Below are 17,408 nucleotides of genomic sequence, written 5' to 3' on the forward strand. Positions count from 1 at the left end.
AAACGTCATTTTTGACAGTTTTCTCTTTTTTTTGTGGGCAAGAAAATTTTAAAATTTATGTTCAAAGGTTCGATGTATGCTAAAAAATGTAACGATTCTTCAATGTCGAATAATAATTTACTTTTTAAAGATTTAAAATGAGAACTTTTGAATATGTTTTTCCTAATTTAACTATGTTATAGTAAAAGATAGACAAAATGAGAGGATAAAATATTCATGAAAAAGTTTGTGATCACAAGTGGTATATTTTTAATTCTATCTTCTTTTTTAATTGGATGTGAAGAGAATATAAAAGCCACAGAAGATATGAAAAAAAGTATGGTTGAAAAACAAGAAAAGAAAATACCTGAAACTTTAAAGCTTATTAAGAAAGATGAAAATACAGAGCAAAATGAAGAAGTAGAGCAAGAAGAAACAGTTGTAGATAGTGACGGTTTAACAGTAGTTAATAACCCGTCAAGCTTACAAGTTGTAGTTAACAAACAAAGGAAGCTACCAGATGGATATACACCAAATGATTTGGTCATACCAGATGTTCCTTTTCCATTTGATCCGAATGATCCTAAACGTCAATTACGAGAAGAAGCAGCAAGGGCATTAGAAGATTTATTTGAAGCAAGTAAACAAGTAGGGTTAGATTTACATGCTGTATCTGGGTATAGATCTTATGAAAGGCAAAAACAAATATATGAACATAATGTTGCCACACGAGGACAAGAAGAGACAGATAAATTTTCAGCTAGACCAGGTACCAGTGAGCATCAGACGGGACTTGCGATGGATGTATCAACTGCAGCTGAAGCTTTTGCGTTAGAACAAACATTTAAACAAACTCCTGAAGGTCAATGGGTTGCCAATAATGCGCATGAATATGGTTTTATTATTCGCTATCCTGAAGGGAAAAGTGCAATAACTGGTTATAGTTATGAACCATGGCACCTTCGTTATGTTGGAAAAAACATAGCGAGTGCTATTCATGAAGCGGAGTTAACGTTAGAGGAATATTTTGGTTTAGTGCCATGAATGAATTATAACTCCTAACTATTTTTCAATTACAAAAATAATTTCATCGAAGCAATAAACTTACTAAGTTTATGTAAATCAAGCTTCTATTAAGAGCCAATTATTAGTTATTCGACCATTAAAACGTCTAATACCTAACGTGAACCATTTGAAGCTTACTTAAAAATATAAATAGGTGGTTCACGTTTTTATCTTCAAATTAAGACGATTATTTTCCTTTTATTGTATTTAATATAATTCAAGAAAAAAGTTAAAAAATTAGTTTTTAATATTTGTATTATGTGGTAAAATTAAATAATATTGTGAATGATTGCACGTAATGTGTGCCGTGAAATATTATTTACCATACTGAACTAAGGAGAGAATAATAAATGTTAAAAAAAATAATGTTAGCGGTTGGAGTTCTAATCGCTGCTTTGGTTATATTTATTGTAGTTGTTGATCTAGAGGATAATGAAACTACAGAGGAACCGAAAAATATTAAAGATTTAGTGCATGATTATAGCGTGGATAATTTGACCGCGGAGGCTGCTTCTATTAATTCAAAAGAGTTAATTGTACAAAAAAGTAATAAAGAAACAACATATGAATTACCCGAAGACGAATTTTTTGTTTCTATTGCACCGTACATTAATGAAACTCATCCATGTGCTATTCATAGTTTGACTGGTTGTATGGGTGAATTAGCTAATGAAGAATTTGATGTCTATATTGAAGACGAAGAAGGAAATGTAATCGTAGATGAGACATTAGAATCTTTAGATAATGGGTTTATTGATTTATGGTTGCCGCGAGATAAAACTTATCAAATAACCATTGAAAAAGATGGTAAATCACAGACGTCAGAAATTTCTACCTTTGATGGAGATGACACCTGTGTAACCACTATTCAATTAGAGACAAATTAACAATTTCATTCCAATTAAATCATAAATTATTAAAGCGTTCAGGTTACAATTAATCTGAACGCTTACTTTTTTGATAACTATTAAACAATAGGATCACTATATTTATTTGAAGCATTATCTTTTAATGGTAACCCAGTATCATAGGAATAATTATCAATAATTTTCCGAAGTTTATTTTCTAAATTAGTGGATGGATTTTCCCAGTATTCCATCAATAACGACCCTATTTCAATTCCTTCTGTGCGCGCTTTATCATAGAGGTCTAAAAAGCTTTTAGAAGACGGTTTATCTGTTGCTGGGTGTCGCCACTCTTTATGGTTTTTATTAAGGTAATCTAGATTGTCCGAAATAGGCTGGTGTGAAAAAGGAGATATTAAATTTCCTAATAAAAAATTTTTCCAACCAATAGGGTCATACAGAAGTTGAAGTGCATGCTTCATGTCCTTATAAGCAAGGTGTAGATAATCTTTTGAAAGCTCCTTGGTTTCTTCTGAATAAATTTTCCTCATGCTTTTATTCATTACTTTGTAAACATTTTTATCACATGACATACCTACATCAATGGATTTACAAACGGGTGTTTTCCATGTTTTAAGGTGATACCTTCCTTGCATAAATAAAGTATCTATTATCACTTCCAATTTTTGATGTTTATTTTTCTCATAACCCGCGCGATAATGAATATATGGATGTGTATTTCTGTCTAAAATATGATGGGTAAAGAATCCAAATACATAGGCTTTCGTATTTTTATTAGCATGCTGTGCCTGAATAATTAATTCCATCAGAAAATCTCCACACTTTTCTGTATGTAATACTGTACCTAATTGATTGATCTTACTTTCATTTTTCCAAGGTAAAAAATGGTGATAAAAAAAAGGATCTGGTCCTTGCGCCCCTAAATTCAAATAGTTTTCCTCTGCTACTTTATACTCTTTGGCGTTAACAGCATCTAATACATCTTCGCAGAAAAGAATATGAGTCCAAATATTAGGCATTGTATAGCCTCACTTTCAATTGTAGATATATAACTTAATTATAATAGAAAATGACTGTTAGATGTTTCCATAACTCGCAATATTTTGTGAAGGAGTTAGGTTTGAAAATAAAAACCATCATAAGTAAACGTAACCTTCTTTTCCACACTTTTTAATTTTTTTGATACAATAGGGAAGGGAGAATTATATTAGGGAGGAAGATATGATGGATTATCGTATTGAAAAAGATACAATTGGTGAAATAAACGTTCCAGCTGAAAAATTTTGGGGAGCACAAACCCAGCGAAGTAAAGAGAATTTTCCAATTGGACAGGAGAAAATGCCGAAAGAAATAATAGATGGTTTTGCTATTTTAAAACGAAGTGCTGCCATTGTTAATAGCCAGCTAGGTTTATTGGAGGAAGAAAAAGCAAAAGCGATTTGCTATGCGGCTGACCAGATTTTGTCAGGCGAGCTTGAAGAACACTTTCCTTTAGTTGTATGGCAAACGGGAAGCGGAACGCAATCAAATATGAATGTGAATGAAGTGATTGCATATGTAGGTACAGATTGGTTAAAAGCACAGGGTAGTGACGTTGTACTACACCCAAACGATGATGTTAATAAGTCACAAAGTTCAAATGACACGTATCCAACAGCTTTGCACATTGGGAGTGTACTAAAGTTAGAAGATCAAGTAATTCCTGCTTTAAACACATTAAAAAAGACTTTAAAAGAAAAAATGGAAGCGTTTGACGATGTCGTTAAAATTGGACGTACACATTTGCAGGATGCAACTCCTTTAACTTTAGGACAAGAAATTAGTGGTTGGCATCGAATGCTCGAAAAAACGGAAGCAATGATAGATGCAAGTATTCCATCAGTTAAAGAATTAGCTATCGGTGGAACTGCAGTTGGAACTGGTTTAAATGCACATCCCGAGTTTTCAGAGCGTGTGGCTAAAGAAATTGCATCTTTTACAAAAAAAGATTTTATTTCCGCTTCGAATAAATTCCATGCATTAACGAGTCACGATGAATTAGTATTTGCACATGGTGCGTTAAAAGCACTTGCTGCAGATTTAATGAAAATTGCAAATGATGTTCGTTGGTTAGCAAGTGGACCACGCTGTGGAATTGGAGAAATTTCTATTCCGGCGAATGAACCAGGTAGTTCTATTATGCCTGGAAAAGTAAACCCTACGCAAAGTGAAGCAATTACAATGGTAGCTACACAAATAATGGGGAATGATGCAACGATAGGATTTGCTGCAAGTCAGGGTAACTTTGAGCTAAATGTTTTTAAACCTGTTATAGCATATAATTTCTTGCAATCAGCACAACTATTAGCAGATAGTATGCTATCATTTAATGATCGTTGTGTTATAGGTTTAGAGCCAAATCATGAACAAATCAAGAAAAATTTAAATGATTCTTTAATGCTTGTGACAGCTCTTAATCCTCATATCGGATATGAAAATGCTGCCAAAATAGCCAAAACAGCTTTTGCTGAAAATAAAACATTAAAAGAAACAGCTGTAGAATTAGGCTTTTTGACAGCAGAAGAATTTGATTCTTATATTAAACCAGAAGAAATGACGTATCCAAAATAAGATTAACATTTTTGCTATAAATTACTAATGATTATTACTCATAAGAATCACCTTTTTGACCAAAATAGTGGTACAGGAGGTGATACAACATGGCAAATAACAACAGTTCAAATCAATTAGTAGTGCCTGGTGTTCAACAAGCACTAGATCAAATGAAGTACGAAATTGCACAAGAATTTGGTGTTAACCTTGGTGCTGATGAAACAGCACGCGCTAACGGATCCGTTGGTGGAGAAATCACAAAACGTTTGGTACAAATGGCTGAACAACAAATAGGTGGACAACAATAACAAAATAGAATAATTGATAAAAAAAGAGAGACGTGCAATCTGCACGTCTCTAATTTTTTATAAATAAGGACCAATTGGGTGAAAACCATATAATTTTTCGTGTAGGCTAGCTATAGTTTTCATACTCTAATGACTACTCACAAAAAAATAGAGAGTGAATTACAAGCTTCACTCTCTATCTTCTATAAATATTAATTATTGAATTCTTTGTTCGTTATCTTTATCAAAGAAGTGACATTTGTGCATATCAAATGCTAGATCAATTTTCTCTCCACCATTGATATCTGTACGAGAGTCAACTCGTGCAACAAATTCTTGACCATTTACTTCAGAATAAAGGTAAGACTCAGAACCCATTAATTCTGCAACATCAATTGTTGCTTTAATTTTAGTTCCAGGGTTAGCATCTAAGAATACCATTTCATCATGGATATCCTCTGGACGTACACCTAGTACTACCTCTTTTCCAATATATCCTTGCTCACGAAGAATTTTCATTTTACCTTCTGGAACTTCTACGTTAGTGTCACCAAGAACCATGTGACCTTCTTCTAATGTACCGTTAAAGAAGTTCATTGCAGGAGACCCAATAAATCCACCTACGAAAATGTTGTTTGGCTTATCATAAACTTCTTTTGGAGCACCAACTTGTTGGATAATACCATCTTTAAGTACAACAAGGCGTGTTGCCATTGTCATCGCTTCTGTTTGGTCGTGTGTTACATAAATTGTTGTAGTTTGAAGACGGTGGTGAAGTTTTTGAATTTCAGCACGCATCTGAACACGTAATTTAGCATCCAAGTTTGATAAAGGCTCATCCATTAAGAATACTTTTGCGTCACGTACAATCGCACGACCTAATGCCACACGCTGACGTTGACCACCTGATAATGCTTTTGGTTTACGATCTAAGTATGCTTCAAGACCAAGAATTTTTGCAGCATTACTAACACGCTTTTCAATTTCATCCTTTTTAAACTTACGAAGTTTTAAACCAAATGCCATGTTATCATACACGTTCATGTGTGGATATAACGCGTAGTTTTGGAATACCATTGCAATGTCGCGGTCTTTTGGAGCTACTTCGTTCATTAATTTATCATCAATGTAGAATTCTCCACCTGAAATTTCTTCAAGACCAGCGATCATACGTAGTGTAGTTGATTTACCACAACCTGATGGTCCGACAAATACAACAAATTCCTTGTCTTTAATTTCAAGGTTGAAGCTGTCTACTGCTTTACCTTCGTCCTTATTATAAATCTTGTCAATGTTTCTGAGTGATAGTTCTGCCATTATATTCCCTCCTAGTAATTGAAAGCGTTTCATCTATAAGTCATAGTCTACGCATAATCCTGAAAAAGGTAAATAGCAACCATGCACAAAAAATATTCTGGTGTTTGTGCACGGTTACATAGAAGTTGTCCGAGCACCTTTTGTAGGGCTCTATTGTAAAAAAATAGCCTATAAAAAGGTGTTGAAATAAAGGAATAATTATCCTTTAAGCAATAAACAAAGGTAAACTGCTAAAGCCCCTGAGAATTGTTTGACATCAATACCAGTTTTTTCGATAAACTTATCTACGCGGTATTGCAAGCTGTTTCGATGCATATACATTCGCTTAGCAGCAAGGGTAGTATTTGAGTTTGCTTCAAGGAAAACACGGATCGTTTTAAGTAGTTCTTCATCTTTTGCTACATCTTGTAGAATTGTTCTTGCAATTGCTTGCTTTTCTTCGTGAGAGCTATCCCCAAGTAAAAGCATAGGAACTGCTTCAATGTAATGGAGAACAGCATGATTTTGTTTTATAGTTCGATGGAAGGTTTTTTTAATCCATGCATAATACTGGTGTGCTTCTTGCACATCACGTAAGACAGGACCAACAAATAAATGAATATTCATATAGAAATCACTCACCAATACCTCGATTACCTCGGTATAAGATACCGCATCTTCCTCTGCTAATTGGCGTTCCTCAATAATCACTCCTTCATGATTATTCTCCCAAAGAATCGAAGTTTTTTCTGGGAAAAGTCCATAGATTGCTTCTCGGAATGACTCAGGGTCAATTGATTCATCAGAGAGTGAAAAATAAACAAAGTGAAAACTTGTAGTATTAGGATCAATTTTGTCATCTGGAATTTTGTTGTGAAATAAAATGTCCATCCATACTTCTTCACGACTATTTGTTGGTGGTTGATTTGCATAGTAAGGTGTTAAAAAAGTTTCTAAAAGTTTTTGTTCCCTTGTGCTTAAATCATCATTAGGGATACCAATAATATATCCATCTGGAGTCAAGTACCAAAAGTACCCTTCTGTCTTGGTCATTGTCTCAGTTGTAGCTTCGATAAAATTGGGGAATAATGCTTCTAATTCTTTGATCATAAGTAAATTCCTCTTTCATTATTTGCTTTTTAATCATTATATCAAATAACTAAAAGAGCAAGAAGGTAAACGGATAATAATTGAAGAAAAAACACACCAATTAACGGTGTGTTTTGTGCCTGTGCTTTATATCTTCTGGTTTATAGGAAAATTTTTCTTCTTGTTTTGGTAATTCTCTTGATTCTTCAATTTGCCATTGATCGTATTTATTATGAACAGTTCCCCCTGCCATACCTTCATTGATCATGCGATCAACATCTAGTTCGTAAACTTCTCTGGCATCTCTTTCTTCTTTACTACTAGGCTTTGCCATAATTTTTCCTCCTTAAATAATAGCTATCGAATATATTTTGTTCTTTTCGATAATATCTATACAAAAGGATAGCTATATTTTCGTGACGAACTGTTAAGATTTCGTTATAATTAGCAGAATCATGATAGAAAAGAAAGGTAGAGATTTTATGGGCATAGCGTTAACCATTTTAACGATGATTTTAATTGGAGCTTTAATAGGTGGATTAACAAATTCGCTTGCAATAAAAATGCTATTTCGTCCTTATGAAGCAAAATATATAGGGAAATGGCGATTACCATTTACACCAGGTGTCATTCCTAAAAGGCGGGAACAGCTGGCAGTTCAACTAGGAGACATGGTGGTAGACTATTTAATAACGCCAGATGGTATGCAAAAGAAGCTCAAAGACCCTGCTTTAAAACAGCAGTTATTAACTTTTTTTAATAAAGAATGGCGTGGATTTAAAGAAAATGCTGGTAGCTTAACCAATGTATTAGAAAAATTAAATATTACGGTGAAAGAGGAAGATATCAAGAGGAAAATCTCTACATCCGTTTTAGAGTTTTACAAGCAAAAAGTAGAAGAAAACCGTGACACATCGCTTAAAAGTATCTTTGAGGGGAAATGGGAAGAAGAAATAAAACAGCTGCGCAGTGAACTGGTCGAAATTGGGCAAACCAAAGCTGCAGCCATGCTAAAAGAAGAGGAAACAAAATCTCAAATAAGAGATGTAATTGAGCAATATATTGCGTCTCGTGGGTTTATTGCAAACATGATTGCTTCTATGTTTAATAGCGAAGAACTTGCCGGAAAAGTACAGCACCTATTAGTTCAATATATAGAATCCAAAAGTGGAAAAGAATGGTTAGCCTCATTAGTAGAGAGTCAATGGCAGGAATGGATGAAAAAAGATATTGGTGCATATGAAGCAATACTTTTAAACAGACAAATACAAAGTGCTTTAACGGAAACACTTGAGAATAACTTACCTATTCGCAAGGTATTAGATAAACCGATCCATACCTTTATAGAGCCATATGAAAAAGAGTTGCTAGAAAGAATATTACCTCAAATGCTCGATCAAGCATTAGAAAAAATCGCATCTAAAATCCCAACAATGCTTGATCATCTAGCTCTGGATAAGATAGTAGAAGAACAAGTAGCTTCTTTTCCCACATCAAGAATTGAACAGCTGCTTTTATCCATATCTAAACGGGAATTTAAGCTTATTACTTATTTGGGAGCGGTTTTGGGTGGATTAATTGGCGCATTCCAAGGCATTATATTCGTCTTCTTTGGATAATTGTATAATCTTTGTTATAGTGGAATAGTGAAAAAAACGCAAGTAATCTTTAGGAGGATTTTATTTATGGCAAATGTTTACGATAGCGCACATGATTTAGAAAAAGCGCTTCAAGAAAGTGATGAGTACAAAGAGTTAAAAACTGCATATGACAAAGTGATGCAAGATGAGACTTCTAAAAATATGTTTGATAACTTCCGTAATACACAAATGGAATTACAACAAAAGCAAATGCAAGGGGAAGAAATTACAGAAGAAGAAGTAGAACAAGCGAAGAAAGTGGTAGAGCTTGTTCAACAACATGAAGATATTTCTAAACTAATGGAGCAAGAACAAAAAGTTAATGCTCTAATTAATGAAGTAAGCAGAATTATTACAAAGCCTCTAGAAGAACTTTACGGGGTACAAGAACAATAAAACATGAAAGAACATCGTTTAAATGACGGTGTTCTTTTTTTGTTTTTTAAGCTTATCGGTTAATAAGCAATTAGAATTTATAAAATATAACTGATTATGTAGGTAATTAATTTATTCATTACTGAAACTTTTTACTATTTAAAACGTACTTATCTATAGGAAACAAAAGCAGAGAGGGGTTAAAACATGACGCTAAAATTAGATAATGTGACGAAAAAATTCGGATCATTTGCGGCAGTGGATCAGCTATCCTTAGAAATCCCAGATCAACAAATATTTGGGTTCTTAGGTGCCAATGGTGCTGGTAAAACGACAACATTCCGAATGATTCTTGGTCTCATTGATCAAACATCGGGATCGATATTATGGAATGGAGAGAAAATTGATTACAGCAAGAGTGATATGATTGGTTATTTACCAGAAGAAAGAGGGTTGTATCCAAAATTAAAAGTACGCGATCAATTGATTTATTTAGGGAAGCTCCGTGGTATGAAAAAGCAAGAGGTCATTACGGAATTAAATGGTTGGTTAGAAAGGTTCAAAGTGCCTGACTATTTAGATAAAAAGATAGAAGAACTCTCAAAGGGTAATCAGCAAAAAATACAATTTATATCTGCGGTTATACATAAACCAAAACTACTCATCTTAGATGAACCGTTTTCTGGACTTGATCCGCTTAATGTTGAAATGTTAAAGCAAGCAGTCGTTGACTTGAAAAAGCAGGGTACGTCTATTGTGTTTTCCTCCCACCGGATGGAGCATGTGGAAGAACTATGTGAGTATTTATGCATTTTGCAAAATGGAAAACCTGTGGTCCAAGGCGGCTTAAAGGAAATTAAGCGTTCGTTTGGGAAGAAGAACGTCATTATTCATGCTGATTTTGATCTTGATTTTATCCAGAATATTTCTGGTGTAGTACGAGTAAAAAACTATCAAGATGGTATCACTTGTCAGGTCGAAAGTGAAGAAGTTGCTGGTCGATTATTTGAATCCCTTCAAGGAAAAGGATTTGTGCGTAGATTCGAATTAGAAGAACCAAGTTTAAATGATATCTTTATCGAAAAGGCAGGTGAATCGTATGAATAAATTTTTGATTGTATTACTTCATACTTATCTCAGTCGCATAAAATCGAAATCATTTGTGATTACTACAGCAATCTTTCTTGTATTTATTATTGCCCTAGCTAACATTCAATCGATTATGGAACTTTTTGATAATGAAGAAACGGATCGGATAGCGGTTATCGACGAAACGGAAGGTATAACTGAGCAAATCAATAACCAGTTAAGTTCAAATGAAAGCAGTATTGTGTTGGAAGAATTTAATGGTACGAAAGAAGAAGCAGAAGAAGCTGTACTTGAAGAGGAATTTCAAGGTGTTTTAACTGTTTCTGAGAATGAGGAAAACTTACCTGAAGCAGTTTATTCTTCAAATGCACAGACCAGTACTCGTATTGATGGTCAATTACGCATGCAACTGCAGCAAATTAAAGAGGCAATTGCGTTAAACCAAGCTGGAATTGATGCTGGAATCATGGAAGATATCTATGCTCCGGTTAATTTCGAAACAGAAATGATTAGCAGTGGAGAAGGTACTGGTGGAGAAATTAAAACGGAAGAAGAATTAAGTGGAGCACGCGGACTTGTTTACGTGATGTTATTTCTACTTTACTTTGCAGTTATAACCTATGGAAATATGATAGCAATGGATATTGCGAATGAAAAATCATCACGCGTAATGGAAATATTAATTTCTAGCTCATCACCTGTTAGTCAAATGTTTGCTAAGATTTTAGGGATTGCATTACTTGGACTTACACAGGTTGGCTTATTTATAGTTGTTGGCTATTTCATGATACAGACGAAGAAGGATGAGCTAGTTGGTGGATTTTTTGAGTACTTTGGTTTGGCTGATGCATCACTGGCTACATTTATTTATGCGATCGTCTTCTTTTTACTCGGCTATTTATTATATGCTACCCTGTCAGCGATGCTTGGTTCATTAGTTAGCAGAATGGAAGATGTGCAGCAGTTGATGATGCCAGTTATCTTATTAATAGTAGCAGCCTTTATGGTTGCGATGATAGGATTAAACATGCCTGAGTCATCTCTTATTACCATCACATCGTTTATTCCATTTTTCACACCAATGTCGATGTTTTTACGTGTAGGTATGTTGGAGGTGCCATTCTGGGAAGTTGGGCTAAGTATTGTTATTATGATCGCAACTATCCTTATATTAGCTTTTATTGGAGCGAGAGTTTATCGCGGTGGTGTATTAATGTATGGAACATCCACTTCCTTAAAGGATTTCAAAAAAGCATTACAGCTTTCTAAAAAAGAATAGGTATATAAAACGTTTGGAGCCTAGCTTAAGGCTTCAAACGTTTTTTAGATTACACAATAGGAAAATATAAAGTTAACTGGGCTATAGTATAAGAAATCTAAGTCTTTCTAAATGAAAAATACCTTTATTAATAATCGAACGTGCATTCTATATAGAGCTTTGCTACAATTAGAATAGATCTTTTTTGAAAAAGGAGCAGGCATATGCAACCGAAGCTTACGTTTATACATAGTGCAGATTTACATTTAGATAGCCCTTTTAAGGGCGCAGAGAATTTACCGAGTAAGATGGTAGAAAGGCTTAGAGAGAGCACCTTTGTAGCCTATGAAAACTTAATAGACAATGCTATTAATCATCAAGTGGATTTTGTCTTAATTGTTGGAGATATCTTTGACCAAGAAATACAAAGTATAAAAGCACATATCCAGTTATTAGATGGTTTTAAAAAGTTAAAAAAGCATGATATTCAGGTTTATCTAAGCTTTGGAAATCATGATTTTGTTCGGGCACAGACATTTAAGCGTGATTATCCAGATAATGTACACGTCTTTGAAAATAATCAGGTAGAAAGTAAAGTTTTTTATAAAAATAAACAGCCGGTGGCTACACTATACGGATTCAGTTATCAAGAGCAAGCAGAACGCAAAAATCGCACAGATGAATATGTTAGAAAAGGTGAATCGCACTTTCATATTGCAATGCTCCATGGTTCCATTGGAGATAAAGAAAATCAAGTGCATGCAAGTTATGCACCATTTCAATTGCAGGATCTCATTATGAAAAAATTTGATTATTGGGCATTAGGTCATATACATAAAAGAGAAGTAATAAAAACAGAACCATCTATTATCTATCCTGGCAATATACAGGGAAGGTCTATAAAAGAAGCAGATGAAAAAGGCGGATACTTAGTAGAATTGACTACTACTGAGACAAACCTGACTTTTCTACCTTTTCAATCTATTCAATATAAAAAAGTAACACTTGAAGCAAACCATTATGATCATCTCCCAACCTTCACTAACGATATTCAAGAAAAATTAGAACAGGTATATCAAAACACAGGGAATTGTATTGTGGAGGTAGAATTAAAAAATCCAAATGAAGAAATAAAAGAATGGGATCATACCAATCAATTGTTAGAAGTTCAAGAGTTAGTGAATGATCGACTAGAAGCTATGAATATAACTATTGCCTTATCAAAATTTCGAGTTTCCTACAATCCATCTGATGCTATTGGAATGGAATCAGGTAATTTCTTTTTAATGGAGCTTTCAAAGCAATTTAAAAGCGGAGAAACTCTAGATGATATCCTAAACCCTTTATTAACACATCCAGTAGGTAGAAAATTTATAGAGCCATTTGATAGGGAGGCACAAGAAGAAATACAAGCAGAGGCGAGAGTTTTGTTGGAACAATTATTTCATGAAAAAGGCTAAAGAGAGGAGGGGTATCGATGCGAATAGAAGCAGCTGAGATATATGGATTTGGAAAGTGGCAAGATAAAACGTTTGATTTTGAAAATGAAAATTTCATTTCGATTATTGGAGATAATGAAGCGGGAAAATCTACGATACAGAACTTTTTCTTATTTATATTATTTGGTATGAGTCCAAAACAAAGAGAAAAGTATTTACCGAAAAAGGGCGGGCGAATGGGTGGTAAATTAGTTGTTTCTGAAATTATTTCCACCCCAATTACAATAGAAAGATTACATGATAGATACGCTGCAGCAGCGAAAATATACCTCGCAAACGGGGAAGTGAAAGATGAAGAATGGTTAAAGGTAAAGCTAGCTGGTTTAAATGCAGATAATTATCGTGCTATTTATAGTTTCGATGCCAAGGCGTTACTGAAACTTCCTGATATGCGTGCAAAAGAACTAAATGAAGTCCTTCTCGGTGTAGGGATGACAGGCAGTGACTATATATATCAAATTGAAAAAAACTTAACACAAGCGGTAGCAGATAAATTTAAACCAAGTGGAAAAAAGCCATCTTTAAACCAAGCATTTGAAGACCTTCAAAAGAAAAAAGAGAAGCTCATGCAGCTCGAAGCAGAAGAAAATGATTATCAAAAAGAAATTGCTGCTAAGAATGAAGCAAATCAAAAGTTAAATGAACTTGAGCAAAGAATTCGTACAGAAAAAGAAACGAAAGAACATACAGAATTAAAAAAAGCCTATTATGAAAATATCGAGACATTTCATGTGCTTAGCAAGCGATTAGAAGGATTAGATAGAGAGAATAAAATACCAGCACATGCGAAAGAGACGTATGATGAATACCATCAGATGTTAATGCCTTTAAAAAGTGAACAATCTGTATTAGAAGAAAACTACAAAAAATTAAAAGAAAAGAAAAAAGAGCTAGAAGAGAAATTTCTATCAGATACGGAATTTAGACAATTAGAAAATGCAATGGGAAATGTAACAGATATAAAAAGGATGGAGGAAGAAGAAGAAAGACTTCAAACTCGTATCGATCAGCTTTTATTAAAGCAGGAGTATGCATTAGATTCTTTGCAAATTAAATTGTCAGCTTCTGATCTGGAAACATTAGAGCTTCCCTTTCATATTGAATCACTCTGGAGTGAATTGGTGAAGAATAAAGAAAAATGGGAGTTAGAAAAAAACTATATTCAAAACGAGATGAAAACATTAGAAATGGAAAAAAAGGCAGTAAAAGACCGTTTAACACAATTCAATATTGATGAAGAACGGGTAAAGGAAATTGGTGAAATAGAAAATAGATTAGAACAACATAAAGAACAGGAAGAGGCACTTAGCTTAAAAGCTCACTTAATGGATTTAGATAAAAAAGGTAAAAATGAAGAACAAAAAACAAAGATGGTTCTTTGGATATCTTTTATAATGGCTGGTGTATTAAGTTTGATGTACATTGCTTTGGATAAGTTTGTGCTCCTAATTGCTGCATTTCTTTTATTCTTAAGTGGCGCGATGTATTTTATTCACTGGAATTCCTCGAAAAATGTAAGAAAAAAGCTTGTTAATTTACCTTCTGGAGACGCTGTAAATTTATCTGAGCAAGAGAAGGCTGAATTGGAGAAAAAAATAGCTTCCTATAAAGAGGATAAAGAACAACAGAGTTCGTTAGAAAAAGAATTAAAGTCTATTAATATGGAGTTACTTAAATTAAAAGAACGGGATTCATTTACCGAAGAACAGTTAGAAAATGTACAGTTAAAAGTTAAGGAACAGATTGAACAGTTTCCCTTTTTACAAACAATCGAGCTCAGCTATTGGCCAAAAGTCATTCATGCTTTACTTCCTCTGCAAGAAAGAATGAGAGAAATAAGTGAAGTGAAAATTGATAAAAGAGACCTAACTCACCAAAAAGCAGATGTAAATGAAAGGATAGAGAAATTTTTAAATAACATAACTGCAATATCACCTACTTCAGATAGGATGACGAAAGAGGCTTTATCTCAATATTATGAAGAAAGTGTAGTAGTAAGAAGAGAGCTTCATCAATTGGATAACCAGCTAGTGGACCTTGATAAGAAATTAAGAGACATTGTTACAAAGCAAAACCCTTATCAGAATGCTATTACAGATTTGTTTAAAGAAACCGGTGTAAATTCTGAGTCGGAATTTCTGGAAACGGTGGATTACCATGATAAAGTTCAAAAGCTTAAAGAAGAACGAGAGACACTTCATTTTCAATTAAGTACATGGTTAACGCAAGAAGAATTGGTGCAAATCTCAAAGGGTGATTACGCAAATTTAACTATTTTAAAAAATCAATTAGAGGAAACAGAAACCATACTTAGTCAATTAGCAGAGGAAGCGGATAAATTAAGACAGAGGATTGCTACACATGAGATGCGGATAAAACAATTGGAGGAAAGCGAGTATTACTCTACTTTTAAACACGATTATCTCCAGCAGTTAGAAAAATTGCAAGAACAAGCTAAAGAATGGGCGGTTTATCAAGTTGCCTTGAATAAATTACAGCAAACAAAAGAATTTTTTCAAGAAAAATATATCCCTGATATTTTCGAAAAAGCGAGTACCTGGCTTCAGGAACTGACATATCAAAATCACGAAGCTATATTTCCTCCAAGTGATAAAATAGGAATTCGAGTAAAAGCGGGTGATGGGACCCTCTTTGAAATTGATGAATTATCCCAAGCTACAATGGATCAGGTGTATATTGCGTTGCGGTTTGCCTTAAGTGAAGTGATGCAGACAGAACAAGCATATCCATTTATAATCGATGATGGCTTTGTGCATTTTGATCCAATTAGGCATAAAAAGATAATTCAGTTATTAAAAAAGCTCTCAGCTAAACAGCAAATATTTTATTTTAGTACTTCTCTAAAAGAAGAAGCGGGTTATGCTGTTTATTTATCCAATAAGTAAATGGGTATATTAAATTCTAAATCTAAAAAAACAGAATTTTCCTTTTGCAGTTATTAGTTAAACACTTTTAAAAGGAAAATTCTGTTTTTAAATTTAAACCGTTATTTAATATGTGCTAAAAAAGAGAGAAATTAATTATTAATAAATAATCTCTATATAAGACTACTTCACTTCTTCCGTGTTTTCATAACGACTGTCTAAAAAATCAACCAGGTGGATAAGGTAGCCTTCCATTGATTGAGGTTGTCTGACTGCAGCACCCCATTCAGGTAATCCGTGATGGCAAAGAATATTGTGTGACATATGGTGGATATCTAATGCGGACACTTCTATTTTGTAATCATCGATAATTTTTGTTAGTAAAAGTACCCCGTATGGAATATGCCCTATCATTACTCCTAATGGATCCATCGCTATACCTGCTTGTTTGGTAGAAACTTCATTGAAATCAGCAGTGGGATATAAATATGAAAAACTATCCTGTGTTTTACCTGCATGATCATATTCCATTAATTTACCAATGTCATGAAATAGGATACTTGTGATCAGCCGATCATAATTTGGTACATCCTCTTTATGCAGCATCATACCTTGTAGCATACGATAAAAGTGATCTATGGTATCTTTCCACACGAGTCGTGGTCTTTCTTCCTCTTTTTTAAAAGACTCCCACAGCTCCTGTTTATACTGTTTCTCTACTACTAAAATTAATTTCATCATTCCTTGATACGGATCAACTTCAAATTTCAATAAATACCTAGCAAAACGCATTAACCCAACCGTATGCTTAAGAAGCCCACCCAAATAATTGTGATGAAATCCTTTCGCTGCTGGTCGAATCGAAAATTGCGTCCAGAATTTTTCCATGCTTTTATAGGCAATTTCCCGGTAAGGTGAAGATAATTCATCAATGTAGCTGAATAGTTCGATAGTGAATTCACGAATATCTTGTTTCGTATAAGCCAGTAAAGAAAAAGGATTGATATCATCGTAACAAGGTGTAAGGCGATTGACTGTTAAGCTTTTAAACCCATTGAATTCATCAACAAATGCCTCAATATCAAAAATGCCATGCTCTTCTAGAAGTGGCACGTTTTTCTCCACAGCACCTTGGTTATCCCACATTTTTGCGGAAATAGTCCCATTTTGGTTGCTGAATGTCATTTTCAAAAATTGTTTATCTGTTTTTGTTCGTTTTGTTTCAAAGTCACTAAGTAATACTCTTGTTTTTACTGTATGGCCTTTTTCAGCCTGCTCTAAGTCAAAGCCTTCCTCGCTAGATGGAAGTGTTGGTACTGGGAATTTTTGAAGGATATCTTGAATGAAGTCATCTGTTGCCTCATATTCTACAGGGATCATTTGATAAAAGTAATCTGTTTTCATCGTAATTATTCAGCTCCAATAGTAAACACGTTATTTTCCTTTATGATAACAAAAAATATGCTATTTTGATATGTGAATGATAAA

Annotated in this window: 15 protein-coding genes; 10 read left to right on the top strand and 5 right to left on the bottom strand. The window is 34.0% G+C overall.

The annotated features are described in order from the left end of the window. Nucleotides 1-216: 216 nt before the first annotated feature. Nucleotides 217-1,023 carry a M15 family metallopeptidase gene (locus DFR57_RS09235; RefSeq protein ID WP_114352867.1) on the top strand — a complete coding sequence of 269 codons (807 nt, stop codon included), beginning with the start codon at nucleotides 217-219 and terminating at the stop codon, nucleotides 1,021-1,023. A 386-nt stretch (nucleotides 1,024-1,409) separates the two neighbouring features. Then, the gene (locus DFR57_RS09240) at nucleotides 1,410-1,931 is read left to right on the top strand and encodes a CueP family metal-binding protein (RefSeq protein ID WP_114353051.1); all 522 of its coding nucleotides are present in this window, start codon (nucleotides 1,410-1,412) and stop codon (nucleotides 1,929-1,931) included. Nucleotides 1,932-2,011: 80 nt separating this feature from the next. On the opposite strand, the gene DFR57_RS09245 is transcribed toward DFR57_RS09240, so the two are convergent. Beyond that, the gene (locus tag DFR57_RS09245) at nucleotides 2,012-2,929 is read right to left on the bottom strand and encodes a zinc dependent phospholipase C family protein (RefSeq protein ID WP_114352868.1); all 918 of its coding nucleotides are present in this window, start codon (nucleotides 2,927-2,929) and stop codon (nucleotides 2,012-2,014) included. A gap of 205 nt (nucleotides 2,930-3,134) precedes the next feature. On the opposite strand from DFR57_RS09245, the gene fumC reads away from it, so the two are divergent. Beyond that, a complete protein-coding gene (gene fumC, locus DFR57_RS09250; protein ID WP_114352869.1) occupies nucleotides 3,135-4,520 on the top strand; it encodes a class II fumarate hydratase in 1,386 nt (461 codons plus the stop codon). Between the two features lie 89 nt (nucleotides 4,521-4,609). Further along, nucleotides 4,610-4,810 carry an alpha/beta-type small acid-soluble spore protein gene (locus tag DFR57_RS09255; RefSeq protein WP_114352870.1) on the top strand — a complete coding sequence of 67 codons (201 nt, stop codon included), beginning with the start codon at nucleotides 4,610-4,612 and terminating at the stop codon, nucleotides 4,808-4,810. Between the two features lie 195 nt (nucleotides 4,811-5,005). On the opposite strand, the gene DFR57_RS09260 is transcribed toward DFR57_RS09255, so the two are convergent. The 3 genes from DFR57_RS09260 to DFR57_RS09270 all read right to left on the bottom strand — a co-directional run bounded on the left by DFR57_RS09260 (nucleotide 5,006) and on the right by DFR57_RS09270 (nucleotide 7,508). Beyond that, a complete protein-coding gene (locus tag DFR57_RS09260; protein ID WP_114352871.1) occupies nucleotides 5,006-6,106 on the bottom strand; it encodes an ABC transporter ATP-binding protein in 1,101 nt (366 codons plus the stop codon). Between the two features lie 198 nt (nucleotides 6,107-6,304). Further along, nucleotides 6,305-7,195: a PucR family transcriptional regulator gene (locus DFR57_RS09265; RefSeq protein ID WP_114352872.1), complete on the bottom strand. Its 891-nt coding sequence runs from the start codon at nucleotides 7,193-7,195 to the stop codon at nucleotides 6,305-6,307. 100 nt (nucleotides 7,196-7,295) lie between these two features. Next, the gene (locus DFR57_RS09270; RefSeq protein WP_114352873.1) at nucleotides 7,296-7,508 is read right to left on the bottom strand and encodes a hypothetical protein; all 213 of its coding nucleotides are present in this window, start codon (nucleotides 7,506-7,508) and stop codon (nucleotides 7,296-7,298) included. A gap of 148 nt (nucleotides 7,509-7,656) precedes the next feature. Here DFR57_RS09270 and DFR57_RS09275 point away from each other — a divergent pair, with 148 nt between their 5' ends. The 6 genes from DFR57_RS09275 (at nucleotide 7,657) to DFR57_RS09300 (ending at nucleotide 15,941) form a co-directional block, all read left to right on the top strand. Beyond that, nucleotides 7,657-8,793, top strand: coding sequence for a DUF445 domain-containing protein (locus DFR57_RS09275; RefSeq protein ID WP_170132952.1), 1,137 nt, complete (start codon nucleotides 7,657-7,659; stop codon nucleotides 8,791-8,793). A gap of 66 nt (nucleotides 8,794-8,859) precedes the next feature. Next, a complete protein-coding gene (locus DFR57_RS09280; protein ID WP_114352875.1) occupies nucleotides 8,860-9,210 on the top strand; it encodes a YlbF/YmcA family competence regulator in 351 nt (116 codons plus the stop codon). 186 nt (nucleotides 9,211-9,396) lie between these two features. Continuing rightward, a complete protein-coding gene (locus DFR57_RS09285) occupies nucleotides 9,397-10,296 on the top strand; it encodes an ABC transporter ATP-binding protein (RefSeq protein WP_114352876.1) in 900 nt (299 codons plus the stop codon). Beyond that, the gene (locus DFR57_RS09290) at nucleotides 10,289-11,557 is read left to right on the top strand and encodes an ABC transporter permease (RefSeq protein ID WP_114352877.1); all 1,269 of its coding nucleotides are present in this window, start codon (nucleotides 10,289-10,291) and stop codon (nucleotides 11,555-11,557) included. The genes DFR57_RS09285 and DFR57_RS09290 overlap by 8 nt, the downstream gene beginning before the upstream one ends. Before the next feature lie 203 nt (nucleotides 11,558-11,760). Further along, nucleotides 11,761-12,996 carry a metallophosphoesterase family protein gene (locus DFR57_RS09295; RefSeq protein ID WP_114352878.1) on the top strand — a complete coding sequence of 412 codons (1,236 nt, stop codon included), beginning with the start codon at nucleotides 11,761-11,763 and terminating at the stop codon, nucleotides 12,994-12,996. 17 nt (nucleotides 12,997-13,013) lie between these two features. Further along, nucleotides 13,014-15,941, top strand: coding sequence for an AAA family ATPase (locus DFR57_RS09300; RefSeq protein WP_114352879.1), 2,928 nt, complete (start codon nucleotides 13,014-13,016; stop codon nucleotides 15,939-15,941). A 162-nt stretch (nucleotides 15,942-16,103) separates the two neighbouring features. Here DFR57_RS09300 and DFR57_RS09305 read toward each other — a convergent pair whose 3' ends face one another. Further along, nucleotides 16,104-17,324 (bottom strand): hydrolase, encoded by a 1,221-nt coding sequence (locus tag DFR57_RS09305; protein WP_245937433.1) that lies wholly within the window; start codon nucleotides 17,322-17,324, stop codon nucleotides 16,104-16,106. Nucleotides 17,325-17,408 lie beyond the last annotated feature (84 nt).

It is taken from the genome of Saliterribacillus persicus, assembly GCF_003337485.1.
Lineage (GTDB): Bacteria > Bacillota > Bacilli > Bacillales > Amphibacillaceae > Saliterribacillus > Saliterribacillus persicus.